Source organism: Methanosarcina horonobensis HB-1 = JCM 15518, assembly GCF_000970285.1.
GTDB lineage: Archaea > Halobacteriota > Methanosarcinia > Methanosarcinales > Methanosarcinaceae > Methanosarcina > Methanosarcina horonobensis.
This window is the reverse complement of record NZ_CP009516.1, coordinates 3,836,900-3,861,372: the sequence shown is the minus strand read 5'-3', so window position 1 is coordinate 3,861,372 and position 24,473 is coordinate 3,836,900. Positions and strand designations below refer to the sequence as shown.

The following is a 24,473-nucleotide window of genomic DNA, read 5'->3' as shown; positions in this document are numbered from 1 at the left end:
ACTGATAATAGTTTGGAAGTTAACGCTTATATCCCACGAAGCTAAAGACTTCGGGTTTTACGCTTCTACCTATAAACTTCGAGCCTTTAGACTTCACTCAATTTTCACACTTTTTCTCAAACCAATCCATGAGAGAAAAAGCAATACTCCGGGAATCTCCAAGAAAGCGTTCATATTCAAGTATTTCCTCTTTAGACTGAATATATTCCCCTTCAACAAGCTCGTGCCCGGAATCTTCTATCAGATTTCCTATCCACCGCCTGTCGGCTTCAGGATGAAATTGTAGCCCGAGAACGTTTTCTCCATAAATAAAACCCTGGTTCGGGCAGGCTTCGCTTTCGAAAATTCTTACCGCACCTGCCGGAATCTCAAAGGTGTCCCCATGCCACATGAATGCGGTAAACTCGGGAAATAAGCCTGAAGGAAGCCATGAGTTCATCACTCCTTCATTTTTCATTTTCAGTTTTTCTCCTGCCAGAGCTTTTACTCTGTGCCAGCCTATTTCCTTGAACCTGTTTCTGGTAACTTTTCCTCCCAGAACTTCTGCAATCATCTGTGCTCCGAAACAGCTTCCAAGTACTGGTTTGCCCTCATCTATTACCTTTCTCACAAACTCTTTTTCCGATCTCAGCCATGGGAACTCTTTTTCCTGATAAACACTCATTGTCCCGCCCATTATCAGGAGCAGGTCAAAATCTTCAGGCGCGGGAAAGACAGCTTTTTCATAAAGCAGGGTTTTTGTGAGCGTATGCCCCTTCAGAGACACCCAGGTCCCTATGTTTCCAAGAGTTTCGTTTTTTAGATGCTGGAGGCAATGAATTTTCATAGGTTTTTCACTTCAGTTGAGTGTAATAAGAGGTTACCTTAAGAAAGAGGTTACCTTAAGAGATTATCTTTTTGATATCTTTTTGAAAATCAAAGTTTTTCCCGGTAATCAAAGGTATTTTTATATAAATTTGATTGTCTCAGTAAAATTTAGTGAGATATCTTGTCTGAACTCTTCCAATAGATATTAATATACTATTGTGTTAACAGATCACATTAACAGACAAAGGGAATAGCCAGAAAAGGATTATTATCCTCAGGATACTATCAGGATATTATCTGGAAGCAAAAATAAGAGTCGATTATCATGCCTCATCCAAAGACCGTAGAAGAAATGATTGAGTGCGCCGGACCAATTGAATGTGAGTTACTGCCCAGGCTCATTCAGGTAACCGAAGCTGCTGCAATTGCCGCAGCCTACCAGATGGGACGTGGAGACAAGCACTTTGCCGATCAGGTAGCAGTTGCCTCCATGAGACGGATGCTTAACAAGCTTGACATGAAAGGCATAATAAAGATAGGAGAAGGGGAAAGGGACGAAGCTCCCATGCTTTATATAGGGGAAGAAGTAGGGACAGGAAAGGGAGATCTTGAAGTTGATATTGCAGTTGACCCCCTGGAGGGCACAAACCTTACGGCAGACGGCTCTCCAGGTTCGGTTGCGGTCATGGCAATGGCGGAGAGAGGCGGAATTTTCCACGGCCCTGATATCTATATGGACAAGATAGTTGTCGGACCGGACGTTGTGCGCTATGAAATGGAGCATCCCGGTGAAAGACTCGATCTGGATGCCCCTGTCAGGCATAACCTCGAAATCGTTGCCAAAGCGCTCGGAAGAAATATTGAAGAACTTGTGGTCGTGATTCTCGACCGCCCGAGACATGCCCAGAAGATAACTGAAATCAGGGAAGCCGGAGCCCGTGTAAGGCTGATTACTGACGGCGATCTAATGCCAGGCGTTGCAACTGCTGTCCGCGGTTCAGGCATCCATATGGTCATGGGTGCAGGCGGCTCAGGAGAAGCTGTCCTGACAGCCGCTGCAATCAAGATCCTGGGCGGAAAAATCCTTGCAAGGCTTGTCCTGCCAACTGTTGCAAACGGAAAAACCAAGGACAAGATCGATGAAGAAATAGAGGAAAAAATGCCAAGGCTCGAAAAAATGGGAATTACCCTTGATAACCTCAATGATGTCCTTGATGCAGACAAGCTTGTACCGGGTAATGATATTATCTTTTCCGCAACAGCCGTAACTTCTAGCCACTTCCTGCGAGAAACCCGTCTCTTTGGCGGAGGAGATGCCAGAGTGCACACAGTTTCTATGGGTGCATCCGGAGCTGTCAGGTTTACAGACAGTATTTATATTAAGGATAAGCAGACGACTCCTCTTTATCTGTAAATCCTTTTTTACCTTTTACTTTTATTTTTTGATCTCTTTTTGAAACACTGGTTGATAAAGGTCATTCTTTTTCTTATGTAATCAGAAAACATGGACTATGGACATTAATTATAAATATCAGATAAATATCAGGGCAATTGTGAAGTTTCGAGTCAATTTTAATTTAAGGCAAAAATTGAACTGCTAAGTTAAAGTGTCGAGTTGAAGTGTCAATCAAGTAAGTTAAAGTATCAGGCCAAAGTGTAAAAAGTCAAAGTATCAAGTCGAAATGTGAAGGCAGAATATGAAGATTTACCTTGAGAGTTTTGGTTGTTCCGCAAGTCTGGCATCAGCCGAGATCATGAAAGCAAGCATTGAGAGGCTCGGGCATGAATTATTGAGCCCTGGCTCTGCCGGGCAGGCAGAAGTTTATATCTGCAACTCCTGTACAGTCAAATATACAACAGAACAAAAAATCCTCTATAAGATCCGCACTATGGGAGAGAAAGGTATACAGGTGATTGTTTCCGGCTGCATGCCCGAAGTCCAGCTTGAAGATATCCTGCATGCAAATCCTGAAGCCCATATTCTTGGAATAAATGCGGTTTCCCATCTAGGAAAACTCCTCTTTTCAATCGAACAGAGAAAAAAGGCTGGATTACCTGGGGGAGAACGTCTGGAACTGCGTATTTCCGAGCCCCTGGGTTTTCTTAATGTCCCTCGTGAGCGCTCAAACCCGAATATTCATATTTGCCAGATCTCTCAGGGCTGCAATTTTGCCTGCTCTTATTGTATTGTAAAGCATGCAAGGGGTAAGCTCCGCTCTTTTCCCCCTGAGGAAATCGTAGAAGACATTCGGTCCGCAGTTGCAGACGGCTGCAGGGAGATCTGGCTTACCTCTCAGGACGACAGCCAGTACGGAATGGATACAGGCGTCAAACTCCCTGAACTCCTGCACATGATTTCGGAAATTTCTGGTGATTTCAAAGTAAGGGTCGGCATGATGAACCCTTTTTCAGTCCTTCCTATTCTGGATGATCTGGTGGATGCTTTCGACTCGGATAAAATTTTCAAACTTCTCCATCTACCGATTCAGTCCGCTTCTCACCCGGTCCTGAAAAAAATGAACCGCCTCCATAAAATGGATGATGTGGATGAAATTATTACGAAATTCCGTACTCGTTTCGAAGATCTTTCCCTCTTTACGGACATAATTGTTGGCTTCTGTGATGAAACCGATGAGGACTTTGAAGAAACAGTAGAGTGGGTAAAGAAATACCGTCCTGAAAAGATCAATATTTCCAGATACTCTCCCCGTCCGCACACTAAAGCATTCTCTTTCCGGAACCTGGACTCCCGAGTTTCCGTAAAACGCTCACATGAACTGCATAAAGTATGTGAGCAAATAAAACTCGAATCCAAGCGGGAAATGATTGGCTGGAAAGGCAGAGCTTTTGTTTCTAAATACACGGAGATTGGAGATGTCCTCACGCGTACGGACTCTTACCGTCCGGTTGTGATTAGTGGTTCCGATCTTAAGCCCGGTGAATACACTGAAGTGGAAATTACGGGAGCAAAGCCCGGTTATTTCCTGGGAAAAATCATCGGTTAAGGGAGAAATATTCACAAGCAAAGTGCAGCAAGTAAAAATAACTTAAAAAGACCTGATTTTTTCTGTTTTTACTTTTTCTTTACTTTTTATTCGTTTTTTATTTGCTTATCTTTTATTTTTATTTATATTGTCTTCCAATAAAAAGTAAAGTATTTATGCATAAAACTATCTAATATTTTTTACTATAATCTCTCAGTTCTTTACAATCTTGCGTTCTGGGGTGAGGCATATAGCTGAAAGAAAATGCATTAAACGTTCTTTTTTTAAATTATCCTGGTTTTTCCAGGATACCAGCGCCTACATTCCTTACGCCGTAATAGGGATTTTCATTGTCCTTGCAGCAACATTTTTCTCTGTCTACCTTATGAAAATGGACAGTGAGGTTGCCGAAACAATTTACACCACAGAGAAAAGCAACCCCAGACAGACGGCTATCAACCTCGCCGCAGCTGACCTTGTCCGCTGCCTTAACTATGCCGGAATGGAAGCTCTGGAGTGGCAGGGAGAACATCCTGTGATCATTCCTGATGGCTCTCCGGTTGAGAGGTTTTCTGAAGACAACTTTATGGCAACGCCGCAAAACCAGAACCTTGAGAAAGGAGATACCCTCCAAATCTCAATAAATCTGCCCTCCGATGTATGGGGCAGAATTGAATCCCTATGGAAAAACAGGAATGTCATTCTGGTCATAAATGACTCTTCAGGGAAGCAACTCAAACGCATGAACTATGGGAAAGCTACCGGTTTCCTTCAAAAAGTTTCCTTTAATGAACATATGGAAATCCCGGAAACCGCAGAAGCCGGATATGCGTCTATTGAACTCTATTATGGGGACGAACTCAAAGCTTCGGACTGGTTCCAGATTGAAGCAAGCCCAATAAAGGATATTACGGCAGAAGCTTTTAACCAGCTGCTTTCGACAAATTATCAGGCTAACAGCCACACTTTCATGGAATTTGCTATTAATGTAGAACCTGACATCAAACCCGAACAGATACAGATAAGAAAAGTTAACGGGACTTTACAGCGTGAAATTTCCCCTTCTGATAAAAACTACATGATTTACTACGTTTTTGAAATCCCTGTTTTGAACTATACTCTTGTTGACCTCGAATCCGGAGAAACATATAACATGAGTATGAACCTCTCTACCCTTATTACTTCAAGGGAACCTCTTCTCGAAGAACTTGTGAGGGAATATGAAACCGCACTCGGGACATCTTCAAGCCTGGACTCAACTTCGAATATCGTTCTTGGGGCAACAAACCTCAGGACCTTTATTTACGGTCCCTGGCAGCATTATGCAAACGGTCCTCTGAATATTCTGACCAATCCTGCCCTTGCAAGTTCGGTTAACGGAGCTACACTCTATACTCAGAAAAAGGTCTTTGACTCCGTTGACCCTCTTGCCCTTACATACGCCACTTACTACAATGGAAAGGTCCTGTATGAAGATGTCTGCGCTTCCGGTAGTCCAAAAATGAGTTCAGGTTTGCCGAATTCAACTATGCTTAATTCAACCGTGTTTAACTCAACCGGCTCGAATACCTCCATGCCCTCATATGAAATAGATAAAGGCGCGAACCTCACAACCACCTATGCCTCCCTTGCGCAGAATAAATCCTTTTCGCTGGATGTGGAGGAAGGTATAGAGAACTCCCTTGTTGAAGCAAATACCTCCTATGATGAGCTTTCCGAATATTCTGAAATAAAAGTTTCAGCCTCAGACTACACAGAAGGAGTTCTCGACGGCTGGGTCTTCAATGACCATGCATGGACAGAGGAAAATCCTGACCTCATCCACGCAGTCACAAATATTGTTTACACGGCTCCTGTCCAGGGGCAGATCCTTAGGGACGGCTTCAATTCTCCTGACCCGGTAACTTCAACAGTCATAGCAGGGTTTGACCAGGATTCGGTTTCATATGGCGGGCACACGGTCAGCTGGGATTCTGATTATTTTGCATCGGGCACGCATGCAGGATCGCGTGTGCCCTCTTACTCATGGAGTCAATCTGTTACAAACTTCTATTCCAAAACACTGGACCCTGGAATCGTTCCTCCAAGAGGAAAGCTAAAAAGCTGGCATATCACGGATGCCTCTGTTAGATTGAATTCCGTAGAAATAACTGATGTAAGAGTTGAGCCTCATTACGAGTACAGGGCTAATGACAAGCTTATTGCGGAGCACAGGACTGATGATGGCTATCTCAGCAGAGAGGATCATACCTTTGATTGGGGCATCCGTTACGATATCTATTACAGGATCAGGACAACGTGGAAAATAAATTATGATTATACCTATACATATGTCTGGCATACAGTCAACCGTCGTGCAGACGGCACATCATCTATAGAATCACATTCTGCTACATCAAGTGGCTCGAATTCTGAAACTCTAAGCAAAGCCGATTATGAATCCCTTTTCCACACTGAAACTGAATCCGAAAACCTGACAGTAGTCTATCACCAGCGACCGCCTACAGGCGGCTATACAGGCATATCTACCTATACTGACCTGATAGAAAGAGAATACAGAAATACAACCCTTTACACAGCCGGTGCAGAAAGGTTTGATCCCTGCTGTTCAGATGCCGCAGATAAGTACCGGGCTGCTCATGTGAATCTCAGGGCAATCGAAAGCACATTCTGGGCTTACCCTGACAGGAAGTATCTTCCGCAGCGCACAGTCAGCTGTGATATTCCTCCCTGGCTGCACAGGGTAATGGCTGAAGAAGTGCTGGTAATGCTTGATGCCATTGAAAAGGATAACCCCACGTTCAATTACTCTCTTCTGGAGTCCCCAGGCCAGGACCCGACAGATCTTCAGGTGAAAACTGCCGAAAAACTGATTCTTGATCTGAAAGCAAACCGGGAGACCTACGTAAATAAAAAGCAGCATCTCACATCAGCCAGGAAGATGTACACTTCAAGTGACTCCGCTCGCTACATTGCAAGAAACGAAGCTTACAACAGGCTGCTCAAAGACATTGAGCAGAAGAACAAAAAGCTGGACTCTAACCTGAACTCCTACATCCTCGATGCCCTTGAGGAAAAAGGCCTAAGTACCGGTGCTTTTGACAGCGTAACCTCAGGCCCCATGACACTTTTCGATAACCCTGCAATGGAAATGGCTGCCTCTGCCCTCGGAAAGGAAATGGGCATCATCTCCACAATGACAGTTACCGGTGAGCCCGAAAGTAAATACAACTGGACTGAAAATCTGACTCTCATCGTTGACCAGAAGCCGAACTATCTCTACCATGACCCGGACTTCGATCTCAGGAGAGAATATGAGCTTACAGACTCAAGGGGCAGGGTTACTTATCCTTTAGGTGTTCGTAATACCTGCATTTTCACAACTAACATTTCCGAAGAAATTGCAGATGCCATATCCTCAAGCGGCGATTATGTAAAAACCGAAACTTCCCGACAACTCAGCCAGAGCATTTTCACCCTGAACACAGAAGTTAACCTTCTGGAACAAAACCTCAGCGAACAGGGAGTTTTTCTGGACACAGCCCGCCTTGATAGGGAAGTCCACAACCTGAGACTGATATATGCGCGAGAAATGAGGTTTCAGATTACTGAAGAGGTAGTATCCGAAGTAAGTTCGAATCCCGTTGTTTCCGGCTGGATCAAAAAGGACCGTGTCCGTACAATCACAGCAGGTTATCTTAACAGCTTCTCCGATGAAAAATTGATCGAAAAATCAACTACAGACCAGTTAGCAACTGAACTTGCTGCCATCATAAAAACAGAAATTCGGAATTCAAATCCTCCAGTTGGGTCTGATGAACTTGAAGCAACTTTGAACAGAGTCGATACAGACGTCAGAATGGGCGTTGCAAACGGCATATGTACAGTGACAATAAGCAAAAGTGAGACAATTGATATTCTTTTTGGAAAAATTGACGGTGAACTGAAAAACATGGCAAACGAGACTGTGGATAAGTATTCGGGAGAAGTGGCAGATAAAGTTACAAAAAGGCTGGAAAAGACGATGAGTGCTATTCCCTGCGGGCTTCCGGTAATGCCTCCGCATTGGATCTTTACGATTAATGTGTGGACATATGAGGTAATTGGCAGATATGAGGAGTTTACTGTTGTTGATAATGACAACGAAGTAATTCCTAAGCCTTATTTTGGGCATAAAGGTCAGAGATATGTGAGAAAATATGAGCGTATAAACCATCCTTACAAAAGGAACTTAGATGGTAGTAGCATATGGATGGGAACTAATGATAGAGTCAATTTTCGTTTTAGTGGATATAGTGCTACAATTGTTGGTCCTGGATCAAAAGGTGTTGGTGACAAAATATGTGGGAGTCTCGAGGAATCCACTGGATACGGAGATCTATTATCAGAGATTGGAGTAGAAACATGAATATAAAATTCTTACTGTCAACTTTGGGTTTTATTTTACTGATAAACACTGTATCAGCACATAATCTTTATGGAGAAGTTTATGAATACGATCTTTACTTCAATGGTAAACTTTTGGATACTACAGAAGTCCCAAAACCGGTATTGAAGGTAAATGAACCATTTACAGTAAGGATTGATTTTAAAATATATACAAAGTGTGAATTGTCTGTAATGCTAAGTGAGATCGAAAAGAATAATTTTTATGTGATAACTGGTTCAACGCAAAAAATGAATATCTATACTGGGGATGTTGTAGAGAATAACTCCGTTAAATCATATGAATGGACGGTTGCTCCTACCGAAAGTTGGGCAGGTGGATCTTTACCAATAGATTTGGTGTATCAAATTAATGATTTTGAAACGGGGAAAATTTTAGTTAACAACGGTTTTACCATTGCTTATCCTTCTATAAGCACCGAATACTATGAAGGCGAAACTCCCACTTCTGGTAAGCAACCAGTTTCAGAAACCGAGCCTTCACCCACATCCGCATCCACTCCAGCCTTTACGTTTGTCGGCGCGATTTCAGTTCTTGCATTGACTTTTGCCCTGTTCCGCAGATGAAATTCCTGCTTAGAAGCTTATTTTTGGGCTTGTCTCAAACTTATTTTTTTACTCATAACAGTTTTCAGGGTTGTTCAAATGAGACTTCAAATCATCGAAGAGGTAGTCGATGAAGTAAGTTCAAATCCTGTCATTTCCGGCTGGATCAAAAAGGACCGCGTCCGTGCGATTACAGCGAGTTATCTCAATAGCCTCACCGATGAAGAATTAATCGAAAAATCCACAACTGACCAGCTTGCAATCGAACTTGCTGCTATTATAAAAACAGAAATTCGGAGTTCAAATCCTGTAGTTGGACCTGATGAATTTGAAGCCGTTTTGAACAGGGTAGATACAGACGTTAGAATGGGAGTTGCAAACGGCATCTGTGAAGTGACAGTAAGTAAAGGTGAAACAATTGATATTCTTTTTGGAAAAATTGATGGGGAGCTAAAACATCTGGCAAATGAGACCGTGGATAAGTATTCGGGAGAAGTGGCAGATAAGGTTACAAAAAGGCTGGATAGGACTATGGCAGCTGTTCCTTGCGGGCTTCCGGTAATGCCTCCTCACTGGGTTTTTACGGTTAATGTTTGGACTTATGAGGTGATGGGGGAATATGAAGTGTTTACTGTTGTTGACAATGATAATGAAGTAATTCCCAAACCTTATTTCGGGCATAAAGGGCAGAAATACATTAGACAAGATGAGCTTATTTCTAATCCAGCAGGGAATAATCAAAATGGAACTTTTGTCCGGCTCGGAAAAAATACTCCAATTACGTTTCAGATGAATGGTTATTCTGCGACAATTGTTGGACCAAGACCAAAAGGCGTTGGAGATAAGATTGGTGGAAGTTCGGAAGAATCAGTTGGCTACGATGATCTATTGGAAAAGTTAGGAGAAGAGATATGAACAAGAAATTTTTCTTAGTAAACCTATTAATTATATTGGTACTAATTCCGAGTATAGCTACAGCAGATAGTCCCTATGGTAAAATGGATATTTATTATAATGAAAAGCTATTATCCGGAGAAGATGTTGCAAAACCAGTTTTGAAGGTTGAAGAGCCATTTAAGATAGGGATTAATTTAACAGTCCACCAAAAATGTCATGTCTCAATCATGTTGTCCGAAATTGGAGATAATAATTTTGAGATAGTTTCGGGTCCAACTTCAAAAATGAAAGATTATGGAACAGAGCTTCTGGATCAAAATTCTAGTAAAATGTACGAATGGACTGTTAAAGCCACAGATAACTGGGCGGGGGGATCTTTACCAATCAACCTAGTATACCAGATTAACGATTTCGATACAGGGGATATTTTAGTAAAAGGGAAATTCACAGTCGCCTACTGCACCATCTCTAACGAGTACTACGGAGGTGAAACTCCCACTTCCGAAAACCAACCAGTTTCAGAAACCGAACCTTCACCCTCATCCGCATCCACTCCAGCCTTTACACTTGCCGGCGCGATTCCGGTTATTGCATTGGTTCTTGCCCTGTTCCGCAGGTGAAGTGCTTATGGAGAAACCTATTTTTTGAGCTTATCCTGATATCGATCCTTAAAAAACGAAAATGAAAGAAGTAAATTTTGAGTTAGGATAAGCCCGTCTTTTAAGAATTGAGGACCATTAAATCCTTGGAAGACGAACTTATCTGATAAAAAATGGTTTTTCAGAATAATCTTATCTAAATGCAGTAAATTTCTCCTTTAATGCGTTGCATATAGGGCATCTATCAGGCGCTTCTCCTTCTAGAGTATATCCACATACCTCGCAAACCTGGATGGGTCCGAGTTCTACATCTTTTCCTGCGTTGACCGACTCGAATGCTCTTTCAAAAAGCTGTTTATGCAGTTTTTCACTGGCGTAAGACCATTCAAAACTTCTCTGTGCGTTTTTTTCTTCCTGGAACTTTGCTACTTCAATATATGCGGGATACATTTCCTCAATTTCGTATGTTTCCCCGTCAATTGCCAGTTGAAGATTTTTTAATGTATCTCCGGGACCGAAAGCTGCCATGCTGTTTGCAACAAATCCTCCATTAAGATGTTTTAAAGCTTTGTAATGGTCGCCTGCATGGACATATTCGGCATGGGAGATTGCACGGAACAGGCGGGCTACGTTAGTGAATTTTTCTTTTTCTGCCTGATTTCCGAAGTGCAAATATCTCATATGTGCCTGGCTTTCCCCACCAAATGCATTGATCAGATTCTGTTCTGTTATTTTCCTCATATAAAAACCCCTTTTCAATAAAACTCGATAGTTAAATTGGTTTAGACTTACGTGTTAATGAAACAAAACAAAGCATAAGCGGCTCTATCATAAGTATCATCATTTATTCAGTAGAGATTTCACGCTATTACTTTTTCAGTTCAACTGTGTAAGTCCAAGTTTGCTTTTTATTTGGATTTGGAGAATAAAAGAGTTTCTGATTCAGAAAAAAACCTTAAAGCAATTTCTGTGGCTGTGATGCTATTCTGGACGTCAATTAACTCCCGGAATCCAGGGCAGAAAAACGATCTTACATTTCGTTATACTGCCTTCAGTCCCGGTTACTTCTTATTTTGTCATAGAAGTAAAATAGGTGTAAATTTGTTTCGTTCCTATTTCACGACAAACCTCAATCTGCGAAAATGTTAATAATAAAATAAAACATAAATATAAAATATGGCACGATGTCCTTATTGTGGAAAATCTTTCAATAGCGAAAGAGGTGTGTCAGTTCACCTGCATTCCTGCCCGAAATGTTCTGGTTTTGATATGTATGTGAGAAGACAGGGTAAGCAGCGAAGAAACGAAAGTGGCCAGATCTTTAAAACACATTGATAAGATGAAATTAAAAAGGATAGAGCAGCCTCCTGATGTTGAGAGTTTGGAGGCAGTACTGGCTCAATATATTCAATAAATTCAGCTCACAGGTTTATAATGTCGGACTTCTCACTTACTTGCCCTGAAATTCTAAATTTACATTTCAACATATTTGTTTTGGGATAGCTCATTGTCCAGATTTTCAACACTTTTCAGTTCTTTTATTTTTTATTTTTCCAGATCAATAGAGCAACTATAGAAATCATTATTCCGGAAATTATAAACATTAAGGCAATTCTTCTGCCCTCTCCTGCTCCAATAATGGAACCAGCTGTTTTAGCCAGTAAACCATCCGATTCTAAAAGCGGATTGAAGATTTTATCTGCTAAAAAACCCACAACTGCAAAAGCAACGATGGAGCCAAGGTAAGTAACCATTGAAATAATCGGCCACACACGTCCCTGTTTACTGTTGTCAATGTTCTTTCGGATTAAAACTTCAATAGAAGTATTAATAAAAGGCAGAGTGGCAAAGAATAGAAATCCTGCTAAAAATTGTAAGGCCGGTACCTATTATTGAGATAAATTGCCCAACCCAGATAAGAAGGAATTTGGAATAGAGATCTTTAGAATTATTTGTCATTCGGTTAACTCCAGTAATTCAGCCTGCTCAGTTACTTCAGCTAACTTAAGTGACTCCGTCAACTCCAGTAACTCGGTTAACTCCAGCAACGAGATGCTCTTTCGAAAAAAACATCTCTTTGTCTGATATGAAAATAATGGCAGCAACGACAGTAACAACCACAGTTTCAATGCACTTTGCAAATTGGGTCATTTGCAGAGCTTCCTGCGAGAAATTTATGACAATGTGAATTAGAATCACTGCCAGAACACTTTTTCCATTTTTTATATAGAGCCAGCTGATAATCACTCCCATAGGAATGATGCTGACAAAAAAATTCACTGCATACCGGATGTTTTCGTGGAAAATCTCGTACTGATACATGTTATTGACAAAGATCAGCGGGAAATGCCAGAGAGACCAGAGTATACCGAAAACAATTGATGCCGTAAAGAAAGTGTGCCGGCTTTGCAGGCTTTCAAAACCGTATCCTCTCCACCCAAGCTCTTCAAAAGTTGAAGCCATGATAAGAGTAAGAAACGCAGGGACAAACCCTGATGAAAAAGAGTAATTTTCAGCAAATTGAAATTGAGAAGTCGATCCACCAAATGGAAGAGAGAGGAAGATAGATACCAGGACAGTAAGTGGCATTATTAAAAAAAATGCCAGTAGTAATTTTGGCCTTATTAACCTGAGATTGATAAGCCGGTTGATAAAATCCTTTTTTAGATCTGAATTTTTAGATGTAAATATCATAAAAAATGAGACAAGAAAAGGCACCATCATTCCAAGAAATGCTAATAATATATAAACTCCGCTATTATCATGAAAACTTAAATACGCTGCTGGAAACCAAAGAGCATAGGTTATGATAAAAGTCGCAGTAAAATAAATTCCGGGTTTGTATCTATAGTTAGGAATCATTTTTTCACCGTAATTCTAAATTATTTGGAATTGACCTTATTTTTTGTACTTATATTAATTTTAATAGTCAAAGATATAAAAAATTTATTAATTCTTTTCCAATCCGATAAAAAACGTGAATAATAGAACCAGCAATATAATCCTCGATATCTCCTTAGAATTTATTGTGGAAAATCGTTCAGTAGTAAAACAAGAAATGTCAGTTCGCCTTTATTCCTGCCGGAAGTGTTCCGGTTTTGACATGTATATGAGAGAACTGAGTAAGCACCTAAGGAATGAAAGTGACAAGATTCCTATTTTTTGATGGGTTATCTGTATTAGTTCCATATCCAGCTGAGCCCTGCTTCTATGGAAATCAGTTAAATACTAATATACAAATTCCTATACCGTAAAAACTAGAGACTGATACCATGGACCGGGAAATAAGGATACTCCACACAGCAGACACGCACCTGGGATACCGGCAGTACCACAGCGAGGTACGGAGGCAGGACTTTTTTAAGGCTTTTGAAATGGTCATAAAGGACGCGGTTGAGATGCAAGTTGATGCTGTCGTGCATGCGGGAGATCTTTTTGATTCAAGGAACCCGACCCTTGAAGACCTCCTTGAGACCATGAACATCCTGTCCCGATTAAAGACTGCAAACATACCTTTTTTTGGAATTGTCGGGAACCACGAGAGCAAGCAAAGTACCCAGTGGCTGGACCTTTTTGAGGAAATGGGGCTTGCGGCAAGGCTCGGGAAAAAACCGCAGATGGTCGGAGACGTGGCAATCTACGGAATTGACAGCGTCCCAAAATCAAAAATTCCTCTTTACGATTATTCAGGGTTTGAAATTCCGGAATCCCTGCCGGAAAACTGCAGGAAGCTGCTTGTAATGCACCAGATCGTAGAGCCTCTTCCATTTGCGGACTGGGACTGCGCTGAGGTGATTGAAAACCTTCCTTTCAAGGTTGATGCAATTCTCCTGGGGGACTACCACGAGTACGAGAAAAAAAAGGAAGGAGAAACCTGGATCACTTACTCGGGCAGCACAGAGCGCAACAGTGCAACAGAAAAAGAGTCCCGCTCTTACAGCATTATCACTCTTTCCGGGGAAGGGCTGGAAATCAGCAGGAGAACTATCCCTACCCGCGACTTCATTTTTATCACGGCAAAACTTGATGGGGAAGAAAAGCCCTATGAACAGATTTTTTCTACCGTAAACGAGCGTCTTGAAGAGATCCCGGAATCAGTGGTGTTTCTGGATATTTCAGGGGATTCAGGCTCAGTCCTTTCGTTCAGCGAAATCGAAGAATACGTGCTGAGCAAAGGAGCCCTCGTAGTGGCAAAAGTCAATGACTCCAGGACAAAAGGTGGTGTTCCTGAGGAAGTTGTTAAAGTTGCATTTTCTGACCCTGACAGGGCTGTTGCCGAAGAGATCCGCAGGATGAGCCTGAATGACGGCGGGTTGATAATTGATGAGGTTATCCGGAACCCGGATGTTCCAAGGTCAAGGGTGGATGAAGAAACAGAGAACCGACTTATTGGGTTGATTGAAACAATAGATTTCAAAGATCCAGATTTCATGATAAAAATTCCTGTCAGTCCTGTTATTCCGGTTAGCTCTACCAGTCCTGCAGGCTTGATCAGCTCCACCACAATTGGAGAATCTGAAGGAAACGAACCTGCAGGTACGGCTGAACAATTCGAGACTCTCGAACCTGTCGGCGGGACTGAGTTTGCAGCGGCAGTTTCTGGAAAATATGAAACACCGAAGGCCTTTCCGAGAATTCAAAGATCTGAATCTCTTAACGAGTCTCTCAATAAAGGTCTTGAAGCATCTGATAAAGTCCCTGAATCCTCCGATATTATTTCTGAGTCTTCCAATTCGATCTCTGAATCTCCTGATGAAAGTTCCGAATCTCCTCATGTTTCTATTGTATGCGAAAATACCGAATCCACTGAAACGGCTGAACTATCCGAAACTGTCGGATCTGCGGAAGCATCTGCAGTAGCCAGAATATCTGGAGTAACTCTTAACTCCGAAGTTACTATTGATCCTCAGTCTAATTTCTCGGCTAATTCCCAGGCAAGTTCTTTGGCTGAAGTTCCCTCCGTACCCGAAATTTCTCAAGAAATTTCCGGAACCCCTGTAGAAATCCAATCTGAAGATAGTGAGGAAAGGGCTGTGCTCGGGAAAGATCCCGGAGATAAAACTAAAACCGAGGCAGGGAAACTATCCGGGTTAGGAGTAGAAGTCAGTTCCGTAAATGAGGAAGGTGACAAAACCGAAAAGCTTCCGGATGAAAAGCCTGCGGATATTAAGGCGGATATTAAGCTCCCTGACGAGAAGCCAGTCAAGGCTCCGGATAAAGCTGCAAAACCGGTAAAGCAGAGCCAGAAAAAAGGAAAAGAAAAATCTGCCGTACCCAGACAGTACAACCTTGGTGATTACCTGTGAAGCTAAAAAACCTGTACATAGAAAATATCCGGAGCTATAAAAAGCTGGACTTCACTTTCGAAGACGGAGTGACCGTGATCTCCGGAGTAAACGGTAGTGGGAAATCAAGCCTGCTCGAAGCCTGCTTCATGGGGCTTTTCGGGAGTAAGATCCTCTCAAAGGACTTTGTGCTTGCTGATATGATTTTCAAGGGAGCTGAGAATGCAAAAATCAACCTCGGTTTTGAGCACCTTGGGGGGGAGTACCTCCTTGAGCAGGTTTTCAGGTACTCTTCGAAAAGTGAAAATGCTTTAAGCTCAAGATGTGTGCTTTTTGCTGATGGGGAAAACATCGTTGACCAGGCAACCCGCACCTATGAAGAGATATGTGCCCTCCTGAACATGGACGAAGAAGCATACAGGAACTGCGCATACATCCGGCAGGGTGAAATTGACGTACTTATTAATGCAAAGCCAAAGGACAGGCAGCGCATGATTGACGACCTGCTTCAGCTTGGAAAGCTCGAGGAGTACCGTGAAAGGGCAGGATATGCTAAGACGGCTGTCAGAAGGCTTGAAAGAGATGCAAAAAATAGCTTTTCGGGAGTGAAAGTCGAAATAGAGGGAATTGAAAGCACAGAGCCTGTTGCAGCCGTTAACAGGCTCAGGCAAAAGGTAAAAGAAACTGACTCAATCCTGGAAGATCTCAGTAAGAAGAAAGAATTTGCAGCTGCACGTAAAGGAGAACTCGACCTTAAAATTGCCGAGTATAGGGAACGCCTGCAGGAAATTGAAGCTTTGAAACAGGCTATCCATAAGTCTAAGGAGGATAAGGCTGGTTGCTTTAAAGAAAAAGAGGCCTTTTCAGGGGAAGTCCAGGTTCAAAGGCGCGTTTTGCTTGAACTCGGGGAAGAAAACGTCGGCTTGAGAGAAGAGTGCGGTTTTAGAGATCTCGAAATCGAGGCTCTGCTTTTGCGACAGGAAAAAGAGGAATCTTCTTCCAGGGAGAAAGTAAATTCAGTATCAAAAGAACTTGCTCTTCTCCTGAAAGAAGAAGAAACCGGTGTACAGGCATTGAGTGAGCTTGAAAAGGAGAAGGCTGAGACTGAGCGCACTCTTATTGAATGCAGAAATAGTATTGGAACTGCAAATAAGGAAATTGAAGGGTACAGGGCAAATATAAAGCAGCTCGAAGAGGACAATAAAGGGCTGAGAGAAAAAGCAGGCTTTGGGGCTGTTGAGGAAGTCATTTCAATTATAAAAGAACTTGAAGAAAAGGAAAGCCTCCTCAGAGACCGGAAAAATGAGGTTTCGACAAAACTTAGTCTTGTTCTTAAAGAAAAAGAAACCCTGGATAAAGGCTTGCGCGAGCTTGATGTGGAAATGCAAAACTGCCATTCTGCAGTCTGTAAAGGAAGTACTGAGATTGAGGCGCTTGAGCAGGAACTCAGGGACAACTCAAAAGCAGTACTGGATATCCAGGAGCAGAAGTCCGAAGTTTTTGCGGGGCTAAAGGCTCTCGGCTTCACTGGGGGCCAGCTCGAAAATCTTGAGGATTTCAACGAGCTTCTGCTGGAGAATAAAAACCGGCTTCATGGAAAAGAAAAGGAACTTGAGGCTACTTTAAGGGAAATTGAAAACAGCCTCCGTAAAAACCGGGAACTGCTTGCCGAAGGAAAATGTCCTACCTGCGGGCAGGAATTGAAAGGATCGGAAGTCGCATGTACAGCAGAGGAATGCGAGCAAAAAAAAGAAAAGCTTGCCTCGGAGCTTGCGGACATAAAACTGCAAAACACTGAACTTGAGAAAAAGCTCAACCGGCTAAAGGATGCAAAGAAGCTTGAGAAACAGGCCTCTGATTATGATATCGAAATCGAAAAGCTCGCTGAAAAGGCAAGAGCTTCCAAGAAACTGATAGAGACTCATAGAGACCGGATAGAAGAAGACTCTCTGAAACTTGAGAACCTCGATAAACGGAAACAGGAACTTGAGACTGCAATGAGCCAGATTGTTTCAGATATTAAAGCTCTGAAAGATCAGGAAGAAGAAGCTCAAAAAGCTCATGATGAGGGTGAAAAAGCTCTCAGGGAGGCAAAAGTTTTTGAAAGAAAGCTTGCCGAAAACGCCTCTGAAATCGAATCTCTAAATGGTAAAATCCGAACATCTCTTGCGCTTATCGAAAATTACGGGCAAAGGCTTGAAGAGCTCAATGAAAAATTAAAAACGTTTACAGAAAAGGAATCCCTGTCAAAAGAAAAACTCGAAGCTCTCGAACTCGCCCTTGAAGCTGTGCGGAAAAAAGAAGATGAAGCAAAAAAAGCCCATGTCGAAAGCGAAAGGCTTCTTTTGCAGGCAAAAAAACTTCAGGCTAACCTGCTCCGTATGGAAAACATCAAACATAAGATCTCCGAGCTTGAGACCGGTATCAGAAATCTGGCAGAAAAAATCGGTTTCTTTGACCGCGAAATCCTTGAACGCAGCGACAGGATAAGGCAGCTGCAAGAAAAACTGGAAGGAAACAGGCTTGCAGAACTCCAGCAAAAACGTGTTCAGTTTGAAGAAGCACATGCAAATATTACGGAGAAAACCCGGGAAGTAACTGCCGAAAAGGATACTTTTCTTAAAGAAATCGGCATGATCGAAAATAGCTTAAAACGTTTGAGGGAACTCAAAGAAGAACTGAGAGCTCTTGAAAACAAAAGGCTGTATCTTGAAGCCGTATATAATAATGCTGATGAGCTTGAAAATACCTATCTGCGCGTCCGGGCTGATATGCGAGCAAGGAACATAGGCGCTCTTTCCATCCTCTTAAATGAGATGTTCGGTTTTATGTACACAAACAACGCTTATTCCCATATCGAGCTTGACCCGGAATACAATTTGACGGTCTATAGAAAAGACGGCACGCCTCTCGAGCCCAAACTTTTGAGCGGAGGCGAACGTGCAATTTTCAATCTTGTCCTTCGCTGTGCCATCTACCGGCTTCTTGCCCTTGGCTTTGGCGGAGATAAACCGGACGGACTTCCTCCAATGATCCTTGATGAGCCCACAGTTTTCCTGGACCGCGGGCATGTCAGGCAGCTTCTGAAACTCATAGATATGATGCGCAGTATCGGAGTAGGGCAGATTATAGTGGTCTCTCATGATGAGTCCCTGATCGATTCGGCAGATCACGTCTTCCAGGTAGAAAAAGATCCCATTACAAATATGTCCTCAATTACAAGGATTTGAAATAGCGAGAAAATAAGAAGTAAAGGAAAAGTAAAGTTTGATGGAGTATTTATCCCATCTTCTTTAAAGCAGGTAAAACATCCTTTCCATATCTCTCAATGAAATCTATCTGATCCTCGGCTGCCGAATGGAAGTAAAGATGGGTGAAACCTGCATCGATGTACTGTTTTGCAAATTCTATATGTTTTTCCGGGTCATCTGATATAAGGACTGATTCTTGGACAGCATCCTTCCCAACTACTTTGCCGTTCTGCGCAGACATGGCAGGAGTATAGATTTTATTCAGGAAAAGTGCGGGTATTAAAGCTCCTGCCCAGTATTTTTTGAAACTCTTAACCGCTTTTTCAACATCGCCGGTGTAATCCACGAAAAGCTCTACAGCTTTTGGCATCTTCTCATAGTCCCTACCCGCGTCAATAGCGCCTCTTCTTACTTCTGAGAGCATCTGTTCATATTCAGGCATCTCCAGAGATCCACCTACGGTTATAAGCCCGTCCCCATAGTACCCGGCAAGGTAGGCACTGTCCGGCACAAGGGAAGAGATGTAGATAGGAATCTCATTTTTAGGTAGTGTATACAATTTAGCCTGCCTCAGGCGGAAATGACACCCTTCAAAATCTATTTTGTCTCCGGTCCAGAGGCTGCGGATAAGCTGTATGGCTTCAATCATCATTGCCTGGCGAACTCTAAAAGTCGGCCATTCATAAGTTACCGGATATTCATTGAGTGCCTCTCCGGTCCCTACTCCGAGATAGGTTCTTCCTCCTGCCAGAGAGGAGACGGTTGCTGCTGCCTGAGCAATGATAGCCGGATTATAGCGCAGGAACGGGCATGTGATTCCTGTGCCCAGTTCGATAGTACTCGTCCTTGCAGCTGCTGCTCCAAGCCAGCTCCAGGTAAAACACGCCTGTCCTTCTTCGCTCCAGGGATGGAAATGATCACTTGAATCTATACTTTCGAACCCGTTTTTCTCGGCTGCAATTACCTGTTCCAGCATCTCTGAAGGTGGAAACTGTTCAGGTCCAATTTTATATCCCAGTTTAAGCATATTTACCCCCATATTTCCAGTATATATTGGATAATTATATTTCCGTGTTAATAATGATATGGTCTTGATGTCCTTTATGATGTGACTACTAAAACAGTATGGGAAGACGCAAAAATATGTGCTGCATAGTATGCAATGGATAATTGTATCGTATTAACTTAAAACAAAAAATAAAATGTTAGAGCAAATAGAGTCATAAACCATGAAAGAACGAGAAAAAACAGAAAAGGAACGGGAGAAAAATGAAGAAACAGAAAAAGAAAGAAAAAAGAAGGAGAATGATTGAGAAAGAGCAAGAAAGAATTTACCAGTAAACAAGGTAATTGAACAGTTCGTCAATCTGTTCTTTACATCCCTCAAAAAAGCTGTAGTCTTTTATCAGGTAGCCTTCACCTTCGGAATCAAGGTCTTCCAGATAACCATACCAGTAAACTACCATGCCTTCCCCGAAAATGTCGGCATATTCACGGAACTGTTTTTTTGCGTAGTGTTTGTGTTCGAAATCATCCCCGAAGAGGGCTTTGCTTTCAATCCATCTAACCATATGGTCATCTATAGGGATCGGATCTGAAAGGACAAAGTCCGGGGTTTTGCCGTCTCCCTGAGCTCTTATTTCAGCTTCGGTGCAGTAGGAAATTCTTTTGTCTTCAAGCCATTTGCAGATAATCTCCTCTCCCATTTCGCCTTTTTTGCACTGCATTTCATGGGCGCGGGGAGAAAAGAAATAGTCTGCCTCAAGAGCTTTTCTAACCTCTTTTCTCAGGCGGCGGTTTTCAATGCAGTCGAGATGCTTGAACAGCCAGTTTATGTTTTTTCGGGACAGGTCGCAGTTCTTAAGGATCAGGGACGCCATGAGGGTCGGTGGAAAATACGTATATTCCGCAAGTTCAAGAATAGACCTACCCTGTTTCCACCGCGAAAAGAGTTCCTTTTCCCTGGAATAGACCTTCCTGTGCTTGAACCTTGTCATTTTCACTATTTTCTGGTTAAGAATGGTAGCAAGCATGCCTGCAGGTTTTGTATGTTCTTCTGAAAGACGGAAAACGTCTCCAAAATTATGCAGTGAACTGTATATCTTCTGGTATGTCTGGCGGTCCATTCTCAATCATTGTGTCCCTATTCTTGTTTTATCATAGAAAATAAAGTTGAATAACATGAACGAAAGTGAATATTTCGAACATTTATAATTTATATGAGCTTATTTTTACCCATAGAATTTTATTCATTTCTTTCTATATAAATCACTGACCGTAACTCCGACCATGCTTTAAGAAGCAAAAAACTCAGAAGGCAAAACGCACGGAGTTAAACCATAAGTCACGATTTAATTCGGGAGTATGCAGGCTTGCTTGAAACTCAGAAAGCGAGAAAGTATTTTCTCCTTTTTTTCAGGTTCTAAACAGTTTTTCCGGAACTTTAGCCTGCCGCTCCATTTCAAGTTAATTCAAGCAGTTATGAATACTCCAGATAACACCAGTTTATTCTAGCCAATCTTAAGTTAACTCTTGTAAGGGTTAACCTTATATTTACCTGGAGCTAACCTTAAATTGTTCTGCCTTTACATTTGCTTTACAGGTTCTTTTGAATTTCTCGAAGATTTTTTCAAATTGAGGAATCTTAACTCCAGAACTCCTCTTCATAATTATCAGGAAGGTCTATATTCATTACTTCATCAAGTTTTTTGCGTTTTTCTCTGCTTTCAGTCGTTTTTCTAGGTTTCTCTTCCCTGCCTGAAGGATAAATATTTTTCTGTTCTTCTTCATCACAGGATGCAAAGATTGTTGCATGTTTATCCCTGGAAATTATTTTTTCCTGAGCCTTTGGTTTTTCCTGAGCTTTTGGCTGCGGCTTTGCATATATAATCGGGTTTTCTTCAACGGGCTCTTTTTTCAACCTGGCTTCCAGTCTCATGGATGCTTTCTCAGCCTCACTGGCAGCCTGTTTTCCTTGCGGCCTGTTATCGAGATTTTCTTCAGGGGCCTTTTCGGCTCTTGCCTCCCTGATTTCTTCGCGGCATCCAAAGAACAGTTTCTCGGGATCCTTTCGTGCAAGGTGAGGAACTTTTTCTTCTTTTCTCTCAGCAGGCCTTTCAGGAGGTATTTCTACAGGCCTTGTTGGCATCCAGTCGCCTTTTTCAGAAACGTTCTTCCATTTGGGCAGGGGCTGCTGCTTTCCTAACTTGCGGAAGGTATCTTCGGCATAGGTGTCTTTTTTACGATCAGCTTTGTTAGATCTGACTTTACTTGTTGTGTTGTAACCTATAAGACAGGTAGGTTCCCTTGTTCTCCATTCCAGGCAGAAGAGATGGCATTCCCGCCCTTTGCATGCCTGGGATTCATCAAGTGGACAAAGTTCTGGAAGGGTCATGATAATAAGAATATGCAGAATATAAAAAATAGTTAACGGTGATAAAGTTGGAGTAAACAATTAAAGCCCTGAAAGGGGGAGATGTCTGGGTCAAACACCTATTACTTTCAGAAAGCTCGGAAAACAGATCCTAAAACTACCCCGCCCTGCTTACTTCCGGATTGCTTTTCCTGCCTTTCAGGATCTAAGGAACGGGGAGCTGGATCTGGTCAAGTTTCTTCTTTTTTTGCCTGCGGCGGAGTGGGGAAGAAACTCTCATAGAAACTCTCATGCACTCTCTGACGCTCCCGGTTTATCTGGTCCGGTGTTGCACCGAACTGTTTTAAAATCATTTCCGTAACCGAAAGCGCCACTTCGCCCTCGTCGGTAAAGATGACGTCTGCCCCTGCAGCGATCAGGTTTTGCCGGTTGGACATGTAGGTGGTCCGTGCAATGATCCTGATATGGGGGTTCAATTCCCGTGCCTGCCTGATAATCTCGCTTTCTCCCTTAACATCGGATACACTGAGCACCAGTGCATGGGCATCCGTAATTCCGGCATCGGTAAGCGTATTGATGCGTGCAGCATCCCCGTATATTGTCCGGTACCCCTGGGAACGAAGAGACTGGACGGTCTGGACGTTCAGTTCCAAGATCGTCGGGCAGATATCGTTCTCCATGAGCAACCGTACCACGGTCTGGCCAACGAGCCCGTACCCAACCACGATGACATGGATCTGTCCGGATTGCTTGTTTACCTGCCCGTTCGTAGCCGGGATGGGAGCACACCGGGCATGGATACAATTGGTGAGACCTGGCATGCACCGGTCTAGCCAACGTTCTATCTTTCCGCCGGCCCGGTAGAGGAGAGGGTTAAGGGTAATTGATATGATTGCAGCTGCTACGAGGATATTCTGGGCATTTGCAGGAAGAATATCCATGTCCGCTCCCACCGTTGCCAGAATGAATGAAAACTCACCGATCTGGGAGAGAATCAGGGCAACAGAGAGAGCAACCCGGAGCGGATATCGCATCAGGGCAACGATGAGAAACGCTACCAGCGGTTTGCCCAGCAGGATGATTGCAAGGGTAGCTATCACGAAAACCGGGGACTCAATCAGGCTGTTAAAGTCAAAGAGCATCCCGATCGAGACAAAGAAGAGCACGGCAAACGCATCCCGCAGGGGGAGTGCCTCTGTTGCTGCCCGCGTGCTGAATTCTGATTGCCCTACCACCATCCCGGCGAGGAACGCCCCCAGGGCCATCGAGACCTCGAACATATAAGCCGATCCCACGGCGATACCCAGGGCGATTGCCAGCACTGCGAGGGTAAACAGCTCCTGTGAATTAGTATTTGCAATATGGGTAAGAAAGCGTGGAAGAAGCCGTCCCCCGACTGCAAAGGTGAATATCACCAGAACGATGATTTTTATGGCTGTAAACGCGAAGGCTTCAATGATACCGGTTGCACCGACAACTCCAGGACTGAATATGACAGGGAGCAGCACCAGAACAAATACGGTAAAGAGGTCTTCCATCACCAGCCAGCCCAAGGCAATATGCCCGGTCTGGGTATGGATCTCGTTGTTGTCCGAGAGGACCCTGGTCAGGACAACGGTACTTGCAACCGATATGGCAAGACCAAAGACGATCCCTACCTTCCAATCCCAGCCGAGCGTATGCATCACGACTGCTCCAAAGGCCGCCGTTGCCAGGCTCTGGATAAGGGCCCCGGGAAGGGCAATGCGCCTGACTGCCCAGAATTCCCGGAAATGGAACTGCAGGCCGACCCCAAACATGAGCAGGATAACTCCGATCTCGGCGAGTTGTTCAGCGAGTTCTGTGTTTGCAACGAAACCCGGTGTATGAGGGCTTACCATGATCCCGGCCAGCAGGTAGCCAACAATCGGTGAAAGCCCGAAGCGGTGAGTAAGATAGCCAAACACCAGAGCTGCAGCAAATCCTCCGGTCAACGTGAGGATAAGATCAAGGTTTTGCACGTGTATATTCTCCGTAGTAACATAAAGACTATTTTTTAAAAGGTGTTTTATTCTTTGTCATCGCTTGAAGTTTTCAGGGTCTAAAACCTTATGTTCTGCCTCTCAACTTTTTCTTTTATTTGCCTTGTTCTGCTAGTAAAAGCCTGTTTTTTGCGACTGTGGGATGACATCCTACTCTCATCGGCAACTTCTGCAGCTGTGCAGGTAGATTCATCCATGCATTTCTGGACAGCGTTTAGAAACTCTTCATCTTCAAACATTCTAACAAAATGCTCTTTGTCCACT

General features: G+C 43.0%; 17 protein-coding genes. 8 read left to right on the top strand and 9 right to left on the bottom strand.

Annotated elements, in window-relative coordinates; all coding sequences use genetic code 11:
* Positions 1–97: 97 nt before the first annotated feature.
* A complete protein-coding gene (locus MSHOH_RS16830) occupies positions 98–826 on the bottom strand; it encodes a type 1 glutamine amidotransferase (RefSeq protein ID WP_048141411.1) in 729 nt (242 codons plus the stop codon).
* A gap of 306 nt (positions 827–1,132) precedes the next feature.
* Between MSHOH_RS16830 and glpX the strand changes: the two genes are divergently transcribed.
* From glpX to MSHOH_RS16800, 6 genes are all read left to right on the top strand, one after another.
* Positions 1,133–2,221: a class II fructose-bisphosphatase gene (gene glpX, locus MSHOH_RS16825; protein WP_048141409.1), complete on the top strand. Its 1,089-nt coding sequence runs from the start codon at positions 1,133–1,135 to the stop codon at positions 2,219–2,221.
* Between the two features lie 283 nt (positions 2,222–2,504).
* Positions 2,505–3,812: a tRNA (N(6)-L-threonylcarbamoyladenosine(37)-C(2))-methylthiotransferase gene (locus MSHOH_RS16820; protein WP_048141407.1), complete on the top strand. Its 1,308-nt coding sequence runs from the start codon at positions 2,505–2,507 to the stop codon at positions 3,810–3,812.
* 208 nt (positions 3,813–4,020) lie between these two features.
* On the top strand, positions 4,021–8,199 hold the full coding sequence (locus MSHOH_RS16815; protein ID WP_239451025.1) for a DUF7286 family protein: 4,179 nt from the start codon (positions 4,021–4,023) through the stop codon (positions 8,197–8,199).
* Positions 8,196–8,804, top strand: a complete 609-nt coding sequence (locus tag MSHOH_RS16810; RefSeq protein ID WP_048141403.1) for a sarcinarray family MAST domain-containing protein — start codon at positions 8,196–8,198, stop codon at positions 8,802–8,804. The genes MSHOH_RS16815 and MSHOH_RS16810 overlap by 4 nt, the downstream gene beginning before the upstream one ends.
* Before the next feature lie 78 nt (positions 8,805–8,882).
* Positions 8,883–9,698 carry a DUF7286 family protein gene (locus tag MSHOH_RS16805; RefSeq protein ID WP_048141401.1) on the top strand — a complete coding sequence of 272 codons (816 nt, stop codon included), beginning with the start codon at positions 8,883–8,885 and terminating at the stop codon, positions 9,696–9,698.
* A complete protein-coding gene (locus MSHOH_RS16800; RefSeq protein WP_048141399.1) occupies positions 9,695–10,300 on the top strand; it encodes a sarcinarray family MAST domain-containing protein in 606 nt (201 codons plus the stop codon). Before MSHOH_RS16805 ends, MSHOH_RS16800 begins: the two co-directional genes overlap by 4 nt.
* Positions 10,301–10,471: 171 nt before the next feature.
* Here MSHOH_RS16800 and MSHOH_RS16795 read toward each other — a convergent pair whose 3' ends face one another.
* The 3 genes from MSHOH_RS16795 to mmrce1 form a co-directional block, all read right to left on the bottom strand.
* Entirely contained in the window at positions 10,472–11,020 is a 549-nt protein-coding gene (locus MSHOH_RS16795; RefSeq protein ID WP_048141397.1) for a rubrerythrin family protein, read from the bottom strand.
* Positions 11,021–11,817: 797 nt separating this feature from the next.
* Positions 11,818–12,033, bottom strand: coding sequence for a hypothetical protein (locus tag MSHOH_RS16790; RefSeq protein WP_048141396.1), 216 nt, complete (start codon positions 12,031–12,033; stop codon positions 11,818–11,820).
* Between the two features lie 250 nt (positions 12,034–12,283).
* Positions 12,284–13,141, bottom strand: coding sequence for an MmRce1 family CPBP family CAAX prenyl protease (gene mmrce1, locus MSHOH_RS16785; RefSeq protein WP_048141394.1), 858 nt, complete (start codon positions 13,139–13,141; stop codon positions 12,284–12,286).
* 410 nt (positions 13,142–13,551) lie between these two features.
* Here mmrce1 and MSHOH_RS16780 point away from each other — a divergent pair, with 410 nt between their 5' ends.
* Positions 13,552–15,585 carry a metallophosphoesterase family protein gene (locus MSHOH_RS16780; protein WP_048141392.1) on the top strand — a complete coding sequence of 678 codons (2,034 nt, stop codon included), beginning with the start codon at positions 13,552–13,554 and terminating at the stop codon, positions 15,583–15,585.
* On the top strand, positions 15,582–18,794 hold the full coding sequence (locus MSHOH_RS16775; RefSeq protein ID WP_048141390.1) for a DNA double-strand break repair ATPase Rad50: 3,213 nt from the start codon (positions 15,582–15,584) through the stop codon (positions 18,792–18,794). Before MSHOH_RS16780 ends, MSHOH_RS16775 begins: the two co-directional genes overlap by 4 nt.
* Positions 18,795–18,843: 49 nt before the next feature.
* On the opposite strand, the gene MSHOH_RS16770 is transcribed toward MSHOH_RS16775, so the two are convergent.
* The 5 genes from MSHOH_RS16770 to MSHOH_RS16750 all read right to left on the bottom strand — a co-directional run bounded on the left by MSHOH_RS16770 (position 18,844) and on the right by MSHOH_RS16750 (position 24,448).
* On the bottom strand, positions 18,844–19,842 hold the full coding sequence (locus MSHOH_RS16770) for a TIGR03557 family F420-dependent LLM class oxidoreductase (protein ID WP_048143581.1): 999 nt from the start codon (positions 19,840–19,842) through the stop codon (positions 18,844–18,846).
* 304 nt (positions 19,843–20,146) lie between these two features.
* Positions 20,147–20,941 (bottom strand): C15orf41 family protein, encoded by a 795-nt coding sequence (locus MSHOH_RS16765; protein ID WP_048141389.1) that lies wholly within the window; start codon positions 20,939–20,941, stop codon positions 20,147–20,149.
* A gap of 518 nt (positions 20,942–21,459) precedes the next feature.
* Positions 21,460–22,209 carry a hypothetical protein gene (locus MSHOH_RS16760; protein ID WP_048143580.1) on the bottom strand — a complete coding sequence of 250 codons (750 nt, stop codon included), beginning with the start codon at positions 22,207–22,209 and terminating at the stop codon, positions 21,460–21,462.
* Between the two features lie 209 nt (positions 22,210–22,418).
* Positions 22,419–24,134, bottom strand: a complete 1,716-nt coding sequence (locus MSHOH_RS16755; protein WP_239451395.1) for a cation:proton antiporter — start codon at positions 24,132–24,134, stop codon at positions 22,419–22,421.
* 134 nt (positions 24,135–24,268) lie between these two features.
* The gene (locus MSHOH_RS16750) at positions 24,269–24,448 is read right to left on the bottom strand and encodes a hypothetical protein (protein WP_048141385.1); all 180 of its coding nucleotides are present in this window, start codon (positions 24,446–24,448) and stop codon (positions 24,269–24,271) included.
* Between the last annotated feature and the right edge of the window lie 25 nt (positions 24,449–24,473).

What these genes read in the sequence shown, in the direction of transcription:
- MSHOH_RS16830 (WP_048141411.1), bottom strand. Translation starts at nt 826, where the DNA reads ATGAAAATTCATTGCCTCCAGCATCTAAAAAACGAAACTCTTGGAAAC.
- glpX (WP_048141409.1), top strand. Translation starts at nt 1,133, where the DNA reads ATGCCTCATCCAAAGACCGTAGAAGAAATGATTGAGTGCGCCGGACCA.
- MSHOH_RS16820 (WP_048141407.1), top strand. Translation starts at nt 2,505, where the DNA reads ATGAAGATTTACCTTGAGAGTTTTGGTTGTTCCGCAAGTCTGGCATCA.
- MSHOH_RS16810 (WP_048141403.1), top strand. Translation starts at nt 8,196, where the DNA reads ATGAATATAAAATTCTTACTGTCAACTTTGGGTTTTATTTTACTGATA.
- MSHOH_RS16805 (WP_048141401.1), top strand. Translation starts at nt 8,883, where the DNA reads ATGAGACTTCAAATCATCGAAGAGGTAGTCGATGAAGTAAGTTCAAAT.
- MSHOH_RS16800 (WP_048141399.1), top strand. Translation starts at nt 9,695, where the DNA reads ATGAACAAGAAATTTTTCTTAGTAAACCTATTAATTATATTGGTACTA.
- MSHOH_RS16795 (WP_048141397.1), bottom strand. Translation starts at nt 11,020, where the DNA reads ATGAGGAAAATAACAGAACAGAATCTGATCAATGCATTTGGTGGGGAA.
- MSHOH_RS16790 (WP_048141396.1), bottom strand. Translation starts at nt 12,033, where the DNA reads ATGGTTACTTACCTTGGCTCCATCGTTGCTTTTGCAGTTGTGGGTTTT.
- mmrce1 (WP_048141394.1), bottom strand. Translation starts at nt 13,141, where the DNA reads ATGATTCCTAACTATAGATACAAACCCGGAATTTATTTTACTGCGACT.
- MSHOH_RS16780 (WP_048141392.1), top strand. Translation starts at nt 13,552, where the DNA reads ATGGACCGGGAAATAAGGATACTCCACACAGCAGACACGCACCTGGGA.
- MSHOH_RS16770 (WP_048143581.1), bottom strand. Translation starts at nt 19,842, where the DNA reads ATGCTTAAACTGGGATATAAAATTGGACCTGAACAGTTTCCACCTTCA.
- MSHOH_RS16765 (WP_048141389.1), bottom strand. Translation starts at nt 20,941, where the DNA reads ATGGACCGCCAGACATACCAGAAGATATACAGTTCACTGCATAATTTT.
- MSHOH_RS16760 (WP_048143580.1), bottom strand. Translation starts at nt 22,209, where the DNA reads ATGACCCTTCCAGAACTTTGTCCACTTGATGAATCCCAGGCATGCAAA.
- MSHOH_RS16750 (WP_048141385.1), bottom strand. Translation starts at nt 24,448, where the DNA reads ATGTTTGAAGATGAAGAGTTTCTAAACGCTGTCCAGAAATGCATGGAT.